This window comes from Candidatus Burkholderia verschuerenii (assembly GCF_001189365.1).
GTDB classification, from domain to species: domain Bacteria; phylum Pseudomonadota; class Gammaproteobacteria; order Burkholderiales; family Burkholderiaceae; genus Caballeronia; species Caballeronia verschuerenii.
In genome coordinates this window covers 1-15,517 of the sequence record NZ_LFJJ01000135.1, presented here as the reverse complement: position 1 = coordinate 15,517, position 15,517 = coordinate 1, and the positions used below count along the sequence as shown (strand labels likewise).

Genomic DNA, 15,517 nt, shown 5'->3' with positions numbered 1-15,517 from the left:
TCAAGCATTTTCGTCGCGTCGCCACTCGATATGACAAACTCGCCCACAGCTACCTCACCTTTGTCTCCATCGTGTCTGCCTTCGGGCCGCTCTTAAATGTAAACAGGACCTAGGATCGGCCAAGCGGTTTTCTTTGGTTACTTTCTTTGCCGCCGCAAAGAAAGTGACCCCTCCGCCGGGGAGGCGGCTACTGAATAAACCAAGCGATAACCCAAAAGCTCCGCGAGAGAAAAAAAACGATCCCTCGCAGAGCAACAAAAAAACCGTCCGCTTAGGCAGCCTTCAAAAGTCCATGCGGATCAATAACAAACTTCCTCGGCGCCCCGCCATCAAACTTCCGATACCCATCCGGCGCTTCATCGAGCGAAACAACCGACACATTAACGATATCGGCAATCGGCAACCGATCCCACAAAATTGCCTGCATGAGATTACGGTTGTACTTCATGACCGGCGTCTGCCCCGTATGAAACGAGTGCGACTTCGCCCAGCCGAGCCCGAAGCGAATGCTCAAACTCCCCTTTTTGGCCGCGGCATCGACGACACCAGGATCGTCGGTGACGTAAAGGCCGGGAATGCCGATCGCACCGGCAGCAGTGGTGATTTCCATCAACGAATTGAGCACGGTGGCCGGCGCCTCGTGCCCGCTATCCGTCCCGTGTCCGTGCGCTTCGAAGCCCACGCAATCCACCGCGCAGTCCACTTCCGGCTTGCCGAGAATCTGCTCGATCTGCTCGCCGAGCGGCGCGTCCTTCGACAGATTGATCGTCTCGAAGCCCATCTTGTGCGCGTGCGCGAGACGCTCCTCGTTCATGTCGCCGACGATGGTCACCGCCGCGCCGAGAATTCGCGCCGACGCGGCCGCCGCCATCCCGACCGGACCCGCGCCCGCGATATACACCGTCGCGCCTCGCTTCACGCCCGCCATCACCGCGCCGTGATATCCCGTCGGAAAAATGTCGGACAGGCAGGTGAGGTCGCGAATCTTCGACATCGCCTGATCCTTGTCGGGAAACTTCAGCTGATTGAAGTCGGCGTACGGCACCATCACGTATTCCGCCTGACCGCCGATCCAGCCGCCCATGTCGACATACCCATACGCGCCGCCCGCGCGCGACGGGTTCACGTTCAGGCACACGCCCGTGTGCTGCGCCTTGCAGGTCGGGCAGCGGCCGCACGCGACGTTGAACGGCACCGACACCAGATCGCAGATGGAAAGCGTCTCGACATCGCGACCGACTTCGATCACCTCGCCCGTGATCTCGTGACCGAGCACGAGCCCGACCTCCGCCGTCGTGCGGCCGCGCACCATATGCTGGTCCGAGCCGCAAATATTCGTCGTCACCACGCGCAGAATGACGCCGTGCCCGATGCTGCGGCCGCGCGGATCGACCATCTTCGGATAGTCGATGGATTGCACTTCCACTTTGCCCTGCCCCAGATACACGACGCCGCGATTGCTGCTCATTGATCGTCTCCTTGATTCGTGGACGGCTCGCGCGATGCACACGTTTCGCTCATCGCGCCCGTGAATGGAGCGTACGCCGCCAGTTCGGCGCGGGCTTACATTCAAAGCGACGCGGGTTTGACTGAAACCGACATCGCGCCTCGCAACGGCATCGGTCCGGTTTTTATTGATTGACCGTTCAAAATAAAAAAACTACCATGAACGAACGATAAGCATGATCGGCACGTTTCGTCCGATCATCGCGCCAGAGAGCCTGAGAGCCTGACAACTTCCACGCACGGAGCACGCGCCATGTCCGCACCCGGAGAACAACGCCTGTACATCGGCGGCGAATACGTCGACGCGACGAGCGGCGAGACTTTCGACACGCTCGATCCCGCCACCGGCAAAACGCTCGCCCGCGTGCAGATGGCGTCGCACGCGGATATCGACCGCGCGGTGAAATCGGCGCGCGAAGGTCAGCGCGAATGGGCCGCGATGACCGCGATGCAGCGTTCGCGCATCCTGCGCCGCGCCGTCGATCTGCTGCGCGCGCGCAACGACGAACTCGCCGCGCTCGAAACGCGCGATACCGGCAAGCCGATCGCGGAAACGCGCGCGGTCGATATCGTCACGGGCGCGGACGTCATCGAGTATTACGCGGGTTTGGCGACGGCCATCGAAGGCGAGCAGATTCCGCTGCGCGACTCGTCGTTCGTCTATACGCGACGCGAGCCGATCGGCGTGTGCGCGGGCATCGGCGCATGGAATTACCCGATTCAGATCGCCTGCTGGAAGTCCGCGCCCGCGCTCGCGGCCGGCAACGCGATGATCTTCAAGCCGAGCGAAATCACGCCGCTCACCGCGTCGAAGCTCGCGGAAATCTATCTCGAAGCCGGCGTGCCCGCGGGCGTGTTCAATGTCGTGCAGGGCGACGGACGCGTCGGCGCGATGCTCACCGAACATCCAGGCATCGAGAAAATTTCGTTCACCGGCAGCGTCGCGACCGGCAAGAAGGTGATGTCGCACGCGGGCGGCTCCACGCTCAAGGAAGTGACGATGGAATTCGGCGGCAAGTCGCCGCTCGTCGTGTTCGACGATACCAACCTCGAACGCGCCGCCGACATCGCCATGTCGGCCAACTTTTTCAGCTCCGGTCAGGTGTGCACGAACGGCACGCGCGTGTTTGTGCAGCGCGGTGTCATCGAACGGTTCGAGAAGCTGGTGGCGGAGCGCGTGAAGCGGATTCGCGTCGGCGCGCCGGACGATTCGAACACCAACTTCGGCCCGCTTGCGAGCGCGGCGCAACTGGAGAAAGTGCTGGGCTATATCGAAAGCGGCAAGCGCGAAGGCGCGCGGCTCGTCGCGGGCGGCACGCGTCTCGTCGATGGCGCGTTCGCGCGCGGCCAGTATGTTGCGCCCACCGTGTTCGCCGATTGCCGCGACGACATGCGCATCGTGCGCGAAGAAATTTTCGGGCCGGTGATGAGCATCCTCGCGTTCGACGACGAAGAGGAAGTCATCGCGCGCGCCAACGACACCGAATACGGACTCGCGGCGGGCGTCGTCACCGAAAGCCTGTCGCGCGCGCATCGCGTGATTCATCGGCTGGAGGCAGGCATCTGCTGGATCAATACGTGGGGCGAATCGCCGGCGGAGATGCCGGTCGGCGGATACAAGCAGTCGGGCGTCGGGCGCGAGAACGGCATCGTCACGTTGAATGCGTACACGCGCATCAAGTCGGTTCAGTCGAGCTTGGACCGATCAACCTGTGTTCTGAGGGGAATCAGCGATGAGCGCGAACGAATACGATTACATCATCGTCCGCGCGGAATCGGCGGGCAATGTGCTCGCCACGCGTCTGACCGAGGACGCCGACGTCACCGTATTGCTGCTCGAAGCGGGCGGCCCGGATTATCGCTTCGACTTTCGCACGCAGATGCCGGCGGCGCTCGCCTATCCGCTGCAAGGGCGGCGCTACAACTGGGCGTACGAAACCGAGCCCGAGCCGCATATGGACAATCGTCGCATGGAATGCGGTCGCGGCAAGGGGTTGGGCGGTTCGTCGCTGATCAACGGCATGTGCTATATCCGTGGCAACGCGCTCGATTACGACAACTGGGCGTCGATGCCGGGACTCGAGAACTGGAGCTATCTCGATTGCCTGCCGTATTTCCGCAAGGCCGAAACGCGCGATATCGGACCGAACGCCTATCACGGCGGCGACGGCCCCGTGCATGTGACGACGAGCAAGCCCGGCAACAATCCGCTGTTCGCCGCGATGGTCGAAGCGGGCGTGCAGGCGGGCTATCCGCGCACGGAAGATCTCAACGGCTATCAGCAGGAAGGCTTCGGGCCGATGGATCGCACCGTCACCGCGAAGGGGCGGCGGGCAAGCACGGCGCGCGGCTATCTTGATCAGGCAAAGCATCGCGAGAATCTGACCATCGTCACGCACGCGGTGACGGATCGCGTGCTGTTCTCGGACAAGCGGGCGATCGGCGTCGCGTATCTGCATGGCGGACAGCGCGTGACGGCGCATGTGCGGCGCGAAGTGCTGGTGTGCAGCGGCGCGATCGCATCGCCGCAACTGTTGCAGCGTTCGGGCGTCGGGCGTTCGAGCTGGCTGAAGAACCTGGAGATTCCGGTCGTCCACGATCTGCCGGGCGTCGGTGAGAATCTTCAGGATCACCTCGAGATGTACATGCAGTACGAATGCAAGGAACCCGTGTCGTTGTATCCGGCCTTGCAGTGGTGGAACCAGCCGGCCATCGGACTCGAATGGATGATGAACGGCACGGGCGTGGGCGGGAGCAACCAGTTCGAGGCGGGCGGCTTTATCCGCACGCGCGACGACGACTTGTGGCCGAACATCCAGTATCACTTTTTGCCGGTAGCGATCAACTACAACGGCTCGAACGCGATCAAGATGCACGGCTTTCAGGCGCACGTCGGCTCGATGCGGTCGCTTAGCCGCGGACGCGTGCGCGTCAAGTCGCGCGATCCGAACGCGCATCCTTCGATCCTGTTCAACTACATGGCCGATCCGCTCGACTGGCGCGAATTCCGCGATGCCATCCGCATCACGCGCGAGATCATGCGGCAGCCGGCGTTGTCGCGGTATCGCGGACGCGAGCTGAATCCCGGCGAGCAGATGCAGACCGACGCCGAAATCGACGCGTTCGTGCGCGCGAAGGCGGAGACGGCGTATCACCCGTCCTGCTCGTGCAAGATGGGCTACGACGATATGGCCGTGGTCGACGGCGAAGGACGCGTCCACGGCATGGACGGCCTGCGCGTAATCGATGCGTCGATCATGCCGCAGATCACGACCGGCAACCTCAACGCGCCGACCATTATGCTGGCGGAGAAGATCGCCGATCGCATTCGCGGACGCGACGCGTTGGCGCGTGTGCAGACGGCTTACTTCGTTGCGAACGGGAAGCGGGCGCGAGACGGTGGGTATTTGCAGAGGGAGATCGTGGCGCGGGCGAAGGGCGCGACGATTGCGTCCTAGCTTTCGCCGGATCGCTTGGGCGTGAACGTCATCTGAACGCCAAGCGCGTCCAATACCCGCTGGATGGTCTCGTAGCGCGGATGCGCGCCGGGCGCGAGCGCCTTGTACAGGCTTTCGCGTCCGAGACCGGAGTCGGCTGCGACCTTCGCCATGCCGCGTGCCCGGGCGACTGCGCCGATGGCATAGAGCAGGACATCGGGGTTGGGGTCTTCGGCGGCGGCGAGGAATTCAGTAATCGTTTCTTCGCTGTCGAGAAAGTCGGCAGCATCGAAGAGTCTCCATTTCGTCATAGCAAGCTCGCTTTCAATGCACGCGCCATCTGAAGCGCGCGCTTGATATCCCTTTTTTGAGACGACTTGTCGCCGCCCATCAAAAGCACGTACACCACCGTATCCTGGCGCGTGAAATACACCCGATAACCCGCGCCAACGTCGATTCGCATTTCACTGACACCCTCTCCGATCGGCTCACAATCGCTGAAATTGCCCGCACGCGCGCTCGCGATCCGCACGCTGATACGCGCCTTGGCCCGACGGTCTCGAATGCCTTCGAGCCACGTGGAAAATTCGGGAGACAGGACGAATGTGATCATAGTCTTGTATCCGAGTAGATACAAGACTCTCCGCAAAAAGCGCGAGACAACATTTCTTATTGGACTCATGTGATCGTGGAATTGAAGGGTTCAACACCCTCGGCAGTTCCGTCACGTTATCGTCCGGTGGTCGTCCTGAACATTCAGCCAAACGGCCAATCACCACCTTCACACGCGCTCGCATTCGAACAATCGAATGTCGGGAAAGAACATTTCCTCGGCCTGCACATAGCGCATCGCACGCGCCACAAAAAACTACAATTCTGAATTCGCTTAGTTTTCCGATATTTAGATCGATCGGCCGTTTCTTCTCTATGGTTTACCCCCATCAGCCATCCCCGCGCCACTGATACGATCCATCACCCCACGCACTCCGAAATATTCGAATTCGAGCATTCGGACCGCGCGTGAAGCGAGCGCCTTGCTCGCGTAATCGGCACGGAGACACAACTTGAAAACAATCATGGGCCTGCGCTGGTGGATCATCGCGCTGGTATGTCTGGGAACCATCGTCAACTATCTGTCGCGCAATGCGCTCGGCGTGATGGCGGCGGAACTCAAAACGCTCATGAACATGAGCACGCAGCAATATTCCTGGGTCGTCGGCGCGTTTCAGATCGGCTATACGGTGATGCAGCCCGTCTGCGGTCTGATCATCGACGTCATCGGTTTGCGGCTGGGCTTCGCGCTGTTCGCGTGCCTGTGGTCGGCGACGGGCGTCGCGCATGCCTTCGCCGGCAGCTGGATGTCGCTCGCCGCGATGCGCGGCCTGATGGGCCTGTCCGAAGCGGTCGCGATTTCGGCCGGCATGAAGGCCGTCGCGGAATGGTTTCCGAATCGCGAGAAGTCGATCGCGGTCGGTTATTTCAATGCCGGCACGTCGCTCGGTTCGCTGTTCGCGCCGCCGCTCGTCGTGTTCCTGTCGCTGCGTTACGGCTGGCAAAGCGCGTTCGTCGTCACGGGCGCGCTGGGCTTCGTGTGGGCGACGATGTGGTACTGGCTGTATCGGTCGCCCAAGCAGCATCACCGGATCAGCGAGAAGGAACTGAACCTCATCACCGAAGGCCAGAGCGCGCACGAGAAGCGCCGTATCCGCGAAGTGCTCGGCACGCGGCGCTTCTGGGCGATCGCGCAGGCGCGCTTCTTCGCCGAACCGGCCTGGCAGACGTTCAGCTTCTGGATTCCGCTCTATCTCGCAACCGAACGCCACATGGATCTCAAGCAGATCGCCATGTTCGCGTGGCTGCCGTTTCTCGCCGCCGATCTGGGCGGCCTGTTCGGCGGTTATCTGTCGCCGTTCCTGATGAAGCGATTCCGCGTGCCGCTGGTCTGGTCGCGCGTCGCGGGCGTGGTGCTGGGCGCGTTCATGATGATCGGACCGGCGTGCATCGGGCTCGTCGCGTCGCCGTATGAAGCGATCGCACTGTTCTGCGTCGGCGGCTTCGCGCATCAGATGATCTCGGCGCTCGTCAACACGCTCGCCGCCGATGTCTTCGAGCCCGGCGAAGTCGGCACCGCCGCGGGCTTCGCGGGCATGGCCGCGTGGATCGCGGGCCTGAGCTTCTCGCTCGTCGTCGGCGCGCTGGCGGATTCCATCGGCTATGCGCCGCTGTTCGGCGCGCTCGGCGCGTTCGATCTGATCGGCGCGACGCTGCTCGTCATCCTGATGCGCGGCATCACCGTCGGCGAGCCGCAACCCACGAAAGCGGCCGGCGCCGCCTGAACCCTCACTGCATGCACATCATGGCTACCTTGAAAAACCGTCCACGCTTTGCGGTCGCGAACAGCGCGCTCGATCGTATCGAACTCGTTTCGGCGGAGGGTCATCGCATCGATATCTTTCCGCTCGCGGACGACATCGTTCGCGTGCTCGTGCGGCCGCACGGCGAGTTGCGCGCGCCGCGCACATGGGCGATCGCGCCGGGTCAGGAGGACGTGCCGCTCGAAGGCCGCGACCGCTTCGATCTGAGCGGCTTCGGCGCGTGCTCGATCCGCACCGAGCACGACAAGGACGCGCTGATCGTCACCACGGCGGCGATCCGTCTCACCGTCGCGCTCGATGGCGGCTTCTGCGCGTGGGAGCTGCTGCGCGACGGCAAGTGGCATCGCGCGATGGACGATCGCAAAACGCAGGCCTACAACTTCGGCTGGTGGAACGAGCGCGTATATCACTATGTCGAGCGCAAGCGCGGCGAGATTTATGTCGGACTCGGCGAACGCGCGGGCTCGCTGAATCGCGCGGATCAGAGCTACGAGATGCGCAATTTCGACGCGATGGGTTACAGCGCGCGCACGACCGATCCGTTGTACAAGCACATCCCGTTTTACGTGACGTGGCAGCCCGACACGTCGACGGGCTTCGGCCTGTTCTACGACACGCTCGCCGATTGCCGCTTCGACATGGGCCGCGAGCTCGACAACTACCACGGGCACTATCGGCATTTCGTCGCGGAGCACGACGATCTCGACTATTACTTCATCGCGTCGCCCGATACGCCGCTCAACGCCGTGCGCCGCTTCACCTGGCTCACCGGCAAACCCGCGTGGATGCCGAAGTGGGGCCTCGGCTATTCCGGCTCGACGATGAGCTACACCGACGCGCCCGACGCGCAGCATCGCATGGGCGAATTCATCGAGCGATGCCGCGAACACGACGTGCTGTGCGACTCGTTCCATCTGTCGTCGGGCTATACGTCGATCGACGGCAAGCGCTACGTGTTCAACTGGAATCACGACAAATTCCCCGACATCGACGGCTTCGTGCAGGGTTATCTCGATGCGGGCGTGCAGCTCGTGCCAAACATCAAGCCGTGCCTGTTGCAGGATCATCCCGCGTTCGAAGCGGTCGAAAAAGCCGGCCTGCTGATCCGCGCGCGCGATGGCGAACCCGCGTGGGTGCAGTTCTGGGACCAAGTCGGCGCGTATCTCGATTTCACGAATCCGCAGACCATCGACTGGTGGAAGGCGCGCGTGAAAGACAGCCTGTTGCGCTACGGCATCGCGTCGACGTGGAACGACAACAACGAGTTCGAAATCTGGTCGAACGTGTATCGAGGATGACGGTGAGACCGAAGCCTGGCGCGACGGCGCGCAGGGTCGGTGGATCGTGAATATCGAAAGCGATGCGCACGCGCTGCGCGTTCGCGTGCAGCAGCAAGGCCAAATGCCGAGTCGCCAACGTGACGTGCGCCTCAGCATTCCGGCCGCCGAGACGCGCGGCATCGATTGCATCGACTGCGCGCTGATCGATTCGAGCATCGCCGATGGCTGGCGGCATCTGCACCTTTGCCTCGACATCTGACACTCCAAAATTCACGCAACTTAAGCAACTTACGCAACCCGAAGAAGAACACGCAATGAAAGCATCACGATTCGCCCTTATCGCCGTGCCGCTCGCGGCCTTGTCCATCGACGCCGCCGCGCAGAGCAGCGTCACGCTATACGGCGTCGTCGATAACGCCTTCGCCTATGTCAACAATCAGCGCGGGCATTCGAACTTCTACATGAGTCAGGGCAACCTGCAGGCGAGCAAGTTCGGCCTGCTGGGCAGCGAGGATATCGGCGGCGGCACGAAGACGGTATTTCGTCTGGAAAGCGGCTTCAACTCGCTGACGGGCGCGCAGGCCAGCGCGAGCACGCTGTTCAACCGGCAAGCCTACGTCGGCCTGTCGAACAATCGCTACGGCGCGCTGACGCTCGGCCGCCAGTACACGCCGTACTTCAGCATGGTCGGCGCGCTCGGTCCGACCGGCGTGCTCACCGGCGCGACGAGCGCGCATCCCGGCGATGTCGATGCACTCGACACCACGCTGCGCTTCAACAACTCGATCAACTATGTATCGCCGAATCTCGCGGGCCTGACGATCGGCGCGCAATACGCGCTGGGCGGCGTGCCGGGCAGCATCGCGACCGGCAGCAACCTGAGCGCGGCGCTGCGATACGACTATCAACCGGTGTCGGTGGCGGCTGGTTACGTCAAGCTGAAAAATCCCGCGACGAGTCCCGCGCTCGGCAGCTTCGCGTCGAACTCGCCGGTCAACAACGGCTACGCGACGGCCGGCGGCGTGCAGATGATCGCCGCCGCCGGGCGCTACACGTTCAAGGACCTGATGATCGGTTTCAACTATTCGAACGCGCAGTACGCGCCCGACTCGCGCTCGCTGTTCACCGACGAAGCGATCTTCAACAGCTACGGCGCAATTGCGACCTATCGCTTTACGCCCGCGATGACGGCCGGCGCAGGTTACAGCTACACGCGCGCCAGCAAGGCGAACGGCATCTCGAACCCGGCGCAATATCATCAGGTTTCGCTGGAAGAGACGTACAACGTGTCGGCGCGCACGACGTTCTATGCGCTGCAGGCGTATCAGCACGCGCACGGCAAATCGCTGATTGCGTCGGGCGGTCCGGCGGGTGTGGGTATCGCGAATGCGGTTGCGGTTGTCGGCGATTCGCAGAACGCGTCGCCTTCGTCGGGTCCGTCGCAGTTCGTCGCGATGGTGGGTCTGCGTCACGCGTTCTAAGCGTTTCGATCGTTTTTCGATCGCTTTCCAATGCTACAAAAGCCGTTCCGGATCATGCCGGAACGGCTTTTTTCATTACAGCGACCAGGCACGCGCGAAGGCATCGAAACCTTCGCATTGCGCGTGCTGCCAGTGCTCCGGCTGATCCAGTTCCTCTGCCATGATGCGCGCCACTTCCGGCACCGCGCGACGCGCCTGCGCCGCATCGAGGAACAACGCGCGATTGCGGCGCGCGAGCACGTCCTCGACGGAACGCGCCATCTCCGCGCGCACCGCGAAACGCGTCTGCGCCTCGGTCAGCCCGCTCGCTTCGACCAGCACGTTCGATGCGCCCGGCAACTGCTCGACCGCCTGCGCATCCGCGCCATAGTAGTTTTGCGCGTCGCTGGTCGCGCCATGCAGCGGCAGCGTGGTCGTGCGACACGGCGCGGCGCTGAGCAGACGCTTTTCGATGGCGAGATCGATCACCTGTTGCGCCATCAGCCGATACGTCGTCCACTTGCCACCCGTCACGGTGATCATCCCGGTCGGACTGAGTTCGATCGTATGCTCGCGCGACAGCGATTTCGTCGACGATCCCGCATCGCCCTTCACGAGCGGACGCAGCCCGGCCCAGACGCTCAGCACGTCGTCGCGCGTCGGCTTGTGCGTCAGATATTCCGCCGCCGATGCGAGGATAAAGTCGATCTCGGCATCGCTTGCGCGCGGGTCGAGCGGGACGTCGGGACGCGCGGTATCGGTCGTGCCGATGATGGTCTGCCCATGCCACGGCACGACGAACAGCACGCGGCCGTCCTTCGTCTTCGGCACGAGAATGGCGCAGCATCGGCGATCTGGCGCGCGTTTCGGCGAGGCTCAGTCCCCAGCTCGATTCGAGATTCAGCGATCCCGCGAGCCAGTCGTAGACCTTGAGCCCGATGCCGTAAAACGCCTTTTCGCCCGCGCGATACGCCGGCACGATAAAGCCCAGCGCGTTCACCAGATGCGGCGCGTTGCGCGCGAGCAGCCCGCGTTCATGCAGCGCCTCGCGCACCAGCGGCACGTTGCCTTGCGCGAGATAACGCACGCCGCCGTGCACGAGTTTGGTCGCCTTGCTCGATGTGCCCTTGGCGAAATCGCGCGCTTCCAGCAACAAGGTTCGATAGCCGCGAGAAGCGGCATCGACCGCCGTACCCAGACCACTTGCGCCGCCGCCGATGACGACGACGTCCCACAACGCATTGTTTTCGACTTCGCGCAGCAGCGCGTCGCGTGCTGGCGGAATGATGGCTTGCAACTCAGGCATCGCGGATGGCTTGATCAATCGGTTGTTCGTTCGGTTGTTCCCAGGCACGCGCGCGCTCGATCGCGCGATGCCAGCGTTCGATATGTTGGTCGCGCGCGTCGGCGGACATGGACGGCTCGAAGACGCGCTCGGCACGCCATTGGCGCGCGAGTTCGTCGGCGTCGGCCCAGAAGCCGGTGGCGAGACCCGCGAGATGCGCCGCGCCGAGCGCGGTCGTTTCGGTGATGGACGGACGCACGACGGGACGGCCGAGCAAGTCGGCCTGAATCTGCATCAGCAGATCGCTTTGCGATGCGCCGCCATCCACGCGCAGTTCGCTCACCGCGATGCCGGAATCGGCTTCCATCGCGGCGAGCACGTCGACGGTTTGCAGCGCGATGGCGTCCAGCGCCGCCCGCGCGATATGCGTGCGCGACGTGCCGCGCGTCATGCCGAGCAGCGTGCCGCGCGCGTACGGATCCCAGTACGGCGCGCCCAAACCCGCGAAGGCCGGCGCGAGCACGACGCCCTCGCTGGTCTTGCACTGCCCGGCGAGCGCATTGACGTCCGCCGCTTGCTCGATGATGCCGAGTCAGTCGCGCAGCCACTGAATGATCACGCCGCCCATGAAGACCGAGCCTTCGAGCGCGTAGGTCGTGCGCTCGTGCATGCGCCAGCCGACCGTCGTCACCAGCCGACGTCGCGATGCGACGGGCTCGCTGCCGGTGTTCATCAGCAGGAACAGGCCGGTGCCGTAGGTGTTTTTCGCGAGTCCCGGCTCGACGCAGCCTTGCCCGAAAGTCGCGGCCTGCTGATCGCCCGCCATGCCCGCGATGGGAATGGCCGCGCCGAAGATCGACGCATCGGTGTGCGCGAACGTGCCGCCCGACGACACGACTTCGGGCAGCACGGCGCGCGGGATATCGAAGCGTGCGAGCAGTTCGTCGTCCCAGTCGAGCGCGTGGATTTCGAACAGCAACGTGCGCGATGCATTCGAGACATCGGTGACGTGCCACGCGCCGCCGGTCAGTTGCCACACGAGCCAGCTATCGACGGTGCCGAACGCGAGTTCGCCGCGATTCGCGCGGGCGCGGGCATCGGGCGTGCGATCGAGCAGCCACGCGAGTTTGGTCGCGGAGAAATACGGATCCAGCCGCAAGCCGGTCTTGCGTTCGATAAGCGCGTCCGCGCCTTGCTGCGCAAGCCGCGCGCACTCGCGCGCGGTACGGCGATCCTGCCAGACGATCGCGCGGCCGACCGGCGCGCCACTCTTGCGATCCCACAGCAGCGTGGTTTCCCGCTGATTCGCGATGCCGATGGCCGCGATATCCGCCGCCTGCGCGTTCGCCCGCCGCAGCACCGCGCGCGCGACATCGAGTTGCGTCTCCCAGATATCGAGCGGATCGTGTTCGACCCAGCCCGGCTGCGGATAATGCTGCGCGAACTCGCGCTGTTCGGTGGCGACGACAGCGCCCGCGCGATCGAACAGCATCGCGCGGGAACTGGTGGTGCCCTGATCGAGGGCGAGAATGAAACGTGGCTGAACCATCAGACTGCTGCTCCAGGCAGAATGCGCAGATCGCGTGTTATTTTCGAATCCGAATACAGAATGTTCGTTTTCGGTCATCGTAACATCCGGCTTGCGTGGTCGGGAAGTCGTGCAAGCAGCCGCGAACATTTGGGAGTTTTCGCTATGCGCCCGTTTTATATGGACTTTCGGCGATCGATGAGGCACGATTGGACTGCCGCGTCGAACCACTTCGACAAACTTTCACGTATTTTCGTTTTCGATCTTCAAGGATGAGCGCAGACTCCGACGCCCCGCTGAACGGCAGGCAACAGGCCTTGCTGAATCGCGTCGCACGCGATGGTTTCGCCACCATCGACGATCTCGCCACGCAATTTCAGGTCACGCCGCAGACCATCCGGCGCGACGTGAACTGGATGGCGGACATGAATTTCCTGCGTCGCTATCACGGCGGCGCGAGCGTGCTGACCAGTTCGGAGAACACCGCGTACGCGGCGCGTCAGGAGATGTTTCTCAACGAGAAGCGGCGGATTGCGAAGTGCGTCGCGGCGGACATTCCGGACCACGCGACGCTCTTCATCAATCTCGGCACGACCACCGAGGAAGTCGCGCGGGCGCTGCGGCAGCATGCGGGGCTGCGGGTGATCACGAACAATCTGAACGTTGCGAACATCATGGCCGACGAATCGTCGGACACTCAGGTGATGGTCGCGGGCGGCGCCGTCCGCGCGCGCGATAAAGGCGTGGTGGGCGAGCAGGCGGTGGATTTCATCCGCATGTTCAAGGTCGATTTCGGGATCATCGGCATTTCGGGGATCGAGGCGGACGGCACGCTGCGCGACTTCGATATCGCCGAAGTGCGCGTGGCGCAAGCGATCCTCGAACAATCGCGCACGGTGTTTCTCGTCGCGGATCATTCGAAGTTCGGACGCGCGGCGCTGGTCAGGCTCGGGCATCTTTCGCAAATTGATGCCCTTTACACCGATCAGACGCCGCCGTGGATGCGGGAAACGCTGGAAGCGTTGCCGATGGGCGTTCGCGTGGCGTCCTGAGAGGTCTCCGCTGAGCGGAGGTTCGGCGGTTATCTCCGCGTAGGCGGAGTGACTGTGGCGAAGTGGTTGATACTTCGGTACGACTTGGGACTATCTCCGCGCAGGCGGAGCTATCTCTTCAACATCACCCCACCGCCGGCCTCAACAACAACATCCCAAACCCGAACGACCGATGCCGACCCACGCCGCGCTTGAGCAGCAGCGCGAACGCATCCGGATCATCGACGGTCAGTTGTCCGCTAAACACCGCGTCCAGCCCGAACACCGTTTCCGCCCGACGCATCGCGCCGCTCTTGCCATCCGCCTGCGTGCGACGTAACACGCCGGTCAGGTGAAATCGCGTCATCCGCGTTGCGACGAGTTTCGCCGCGCCGCTCGCCGTGAACTCGCGCTCGAGCCACTGCCGATACACTTCCTCGCGATTCAACCGATCGTCGTTCTGCTTCCGTTCGATCGCGAAGTGCAGCGCATCGTGTTCGCGGCCGTCGCGATCGCGCCGCACGGGCCGCACGCGCACTTCGAAGCCGAGCGCGCGCCCCGCGCTCCATTGCATCGGAAAAGATCGCACATTGAGGCCCGGACTGCGCGGCCCGCAATCGAGGCCGAGCGCGGCGGCGAGATCGGGATTCGCCAGCGACGCGGCCTCGCGCAATTCGTCCGCGCGACATTGCGCGTAGGCGAGCAGACCGGCGCGCGCATCGCGATAGTAGAAAGGCCGTGGCGCGCGCTCGCCGAATGCTTCGTGCAGCGCGACGTGCATCGCATAGCCGATATTGCCGCCCGGCCCCAGCCATCCGCGACGCGCCGCCCACTGCGTGAACATGCGCGGATCGGGCTGACAATGCATCAGGTTGAATTTGCTCATGCGGATCCTTCGGGATGACTCGATACACACGACACCGCGGCGACGAACGGGCCGCGCGCCTCGAAAACGGAACGCCAGCCGCCGTGCACGCCCGACTTCCAGTTGCGCTCGTCGCAGATATCGACCGCGCGCGCCCGGTCGAACGCGCCCTCGCCGTTCGGCCACTGGTAGCGCGATTCCTCGCATGAAGCGGCGGGTGCGGGAGCACGCCGGCGCAGCGCGTCGAGGATATCGTCGGCTTCGACGATGCCGGCAACCAGACGCGTCATCGGCAGACACGGCTTGCGGCCGATGAACAGCGGACGCATCGGACGATCGAGCGCCCGCGCGATCGCATCGAGCGTCGGTTCTTCATCGGCGGGCTCGACGCGCAAGGCGACCAGCGCATCGAGTCGCGCGCGATACTGGCGAAAGCGCAGATGCGGGCTGCGGTACGAATCCTCGCCGCCACGGCGCGACTCGGCGCGCCCTTGCGTGGTCCAGCCCGTATCGTCGGCCGCGAGTTGCGCGGTCTGAAAATCCGTCATCGCCTCGCCGCTCTCGTCGATGCGCGTGCCCATCACGAGCCGCGCCTGCAGGCGATCGAGCCGGTCGAAGTCGCCGCGCGCCCAGCCGAGCGCGTTGCCGATGAGCCCAGTCATCATCGACAAGCCGGGAAACTCGCGGATCACGCCGTAGTTGTCGATCGCTTCGCCGCCGAATGCGACGAGCGGCGCGCGCAGGCGTATC

Annotated in this window: 10 protein-coding genes and 5 pseudogenes; 8 read left to right on the top strand and 7 right to left on the bottom strand. The window is 63.6% G+C overall.

The genetic code is table 11. The features are described 5' to 3' along the window. Nucleotides 1-113: pseudogene (locus tag BVER_RS32725) on the top strand (IS5/IS1182 family transposase); the annotation flags it as partial. Nucleotides 114-271: 158 nt separating this feature from the next. On the opposite strand, the gene fdhA reads toward BVER_RS32725, so the two are convergent. After that, nucleotides 272-1,468, bottom strand: a complete 1,197-nt coding sequence (fdhA, locus tag BVER_RS20055; RefSeq protein WP_050454797.1) for a formaldehyde dehydrogenase, glutathione-independent — start codon at nucleotides 1,466-1,468, stop codon at nucleotides 272-274. Between the two features lie 291 nt (nucleotides 1,469-1,759). On the opposite strand from fdhA, the pseudogene betB reads away from it, so the two are divergent. Next, nucleotides 1,760-3,227, top strand: a pseudogene (gene betB, locus BVER_RS20050) (betaine-aldehyde dehydrogenase). 12 nt (nucleotides 3,228-3,239) lie between these two features. Beyond that, on the top strand, nucleotides 3,240-4,964 hold the full coding sequence (gene betA, locus BVER_RS20045) for a choline dehydrogenase (protein WP_050454796.1): 1,725 nt from the start codon (nucleotides 3,240-3,242) through the stop codon (nucleotides 4,962-4,964). On the opposite strand, the gene BVER_RS20040 is transcribed toward betA, so the two are convergent. Beyond that, nucleotides 4,961-5,254 (bottom strand): addiction module antidote protein, encoded by a 294-nt coding sequence (locus BVER_RS20040; protein ID WP_050454795.1) that lies wholly within the window; start codon nucleotides 5,252-5,254, stop codon nucleotides 4,961-4,963. The two genes, betA and BVER_RS20040, sit on opposite strands and share 4 nt — an antisense overlap. Then, nucleotides 5,251-5,556, bottom strand: coding sequence for a type II toxin-antitoxin system RelE/ParE family toxin (locus BVER_RS20035; RefSeq protein ID WP_050454798.1), 306 nt, complete (start codon nucleotides 5,554-5,556; stop codon nucleotides 5,251-5,253). The genes BVER_RS20040 and BVER_RS20035 overlap by 4 nt, the downstream gene beginning before the upstream one ends. 451 nt (nucleotides 5,557-6,007) lie before the next feature. Between BVER_RS20035 and BVER_RS20030 the strand changes: the two genes are divergently transcribed. The 4 genes and pseudogenes from BVER_RS20030 (at nucleotide 6,008) to BVER_RS20015 (ending at nucleotide 10,079) form a co-directional block, all read left to right on the top strand. Continuing rightward, complete coding sequence (locus BVER_RS20030) at nucleotides 6,008-7,279, top strand: MFS transporter (RefSeq protein WP_050454794.1); 1,272 nt, start codon at nucleotides 6,008-6,010, stop codon at nucleotides 7,277-7,279. Nucleotides 7,280-7,299: 20 nt separating this feature from the next. After that, nucleotides 7,300-8,598 (top strand): annotated as a pseudogene (locus BVER_RS20025) (TIM-barrel domain-containing protein); the annotation flags it as partial. 64 nt (nucleotides 8,599-8,662) lie between these two features. Next, the gene (locus BVER_RS20020) at nucleotides 8,663-8,857 is read left to right on the top strand and encodes a hypothetical protein (protein ID WP_050454793.1); all 195 of its coding nucleotides are present in this window, start codon (nucleotides 8,663-8,665) and stop codon (nucleotides 8,855-8,857) included. 55 nt (nucleotides 8,858-8,912) lie between these two features. Continuing rightward, nucleotides 8,913-10,079 (top strand): porin, encoded by a 1,167-nt coding sequence (locus BVER_RS20015; RefSeq protein WP_050454792.1) that lies wholly within the window; start codon nucleotides 8,913-8,915, stop codon nucleotides 10,077-10,079. Nucleotides 10,080-10,154: 75 nt separating this feature from the next. Here BVER_RS20015 and BVER_RS20010 read toward each other — a convergent pair. Both BVER_RS20010 and glpK read right to left on the bottom strand, forming a co-directional pair. Beyond that, nucleotides 10,155-11,364, bottom strand: a pseudogene (locus BVER_RS20010) (glycerol-3-phosphate dehydrogenase/oxidase). Beyond that, nucleotides 11,357-12,892, bottom strand: a pseudogene (gene glpK, locus BVER_RS20005) (glycerol kinase GlpK). The pseudogenes BVER_RS20010 and glpK overlap by 8 nt, the downstream one beginning before the upstream one ends. A 251-nt stretch (nucleotides 12,893-13,143) precedes the next feature. On the opposite strand from glpK, the gene BVER_RS20000 reads away from it, so the two are divergent. Then, nucleotides 13,144-13,923, top strand: coding sequence for a DeoR/GlpR family DNA-binding transcription regulator (locus BVER_RS20000; RefSeq protein WP_050454791.1), 780 nt, complete (start codon nucleotides 13,144-13,146; stop codon nucleotides 13,921-13,923). A gap of 124 nt (nucleotides 13,924-14,047) precedes the next feature. Here the strand turns inward: BVER_RS20000 and cas6e are convergent, their stop codons facing one another. Further along, the gene (gene cas6e / locus BVER_RS19995; protein ID WP_050454790.1) at nucleotides 14,048-14,788 is read right to left on the bottom strand and encodes a type I-E CRISPR-associated protein Cas6/Cse3/CasE; all 741 of its coding nucleotides are present in this window, start codon (nucleotides 14,786-14,788) and stop codon (nucleotides 14,048-14,050) included. Then, a partial coding sequence (cas5e, locus tag BVER_RS19990) for a type I-E CRISPR-associated protein Cas5/CasD (RefSeq protein WP_157056148.1) occupies nucleotides 14,785-15,517 on the bottom strand: 733 nt, incomplete at its 5' end. The genes cas5e and cas6e, both read right to left, overlap by 4 nt.

Bases quoted from the DNA above. Each gene is read 5' to 3' on its own strand.
- fdhA (WP_050454797.1), bottom strand. From the start codon at position 1,468: ATGAGCAGCAATCGCGGCGTCGTGTATCTGGGGCAGGGCAAAGTGGAA.
- betA (WP_050454796.1), top strand. From the start codon at position 3,240: ATGAGCGCGAACGAATACGATTACATCATCGTCCGCGCGGAATCGGCG.
- BVER_RS20040 (WP_050454795.1), bottom strand. From the start codon at position 5,254: ATGACGAAATGGAGACTCTTCGATGCTGCCGACTTTCTCGACAGCGAA.
- BVER_RS20035 (WP_050454798.1), bottom strand. From the start codon at position 5,556: ATGATCACATTCGTCCTGTCTCCCGAATTTTCCACGTGGCTCGAAGGC.
- BVER_RS20015 (WP_050454792.1), top strand. From the start codon at position 8,913: ATGAAAGCATCACGATTCGCCCTTATCGCCGTGCCGCTCGCGGCCTTG.
- BVER_RS20000 (WP_050454791.1), top strand. From the start codon at position 13,144: ATGAGCGCAGACTCCGACGCCCCGCTGAACGGCAGGCAACAGGCCTTG.
- cas6e (WP_050454790.1), bottom strand. From the start codon at position 14,788: ATGAGCAAATTCAACCTGATGCATTGTCAGCCCGATCCGCGCATGTTC.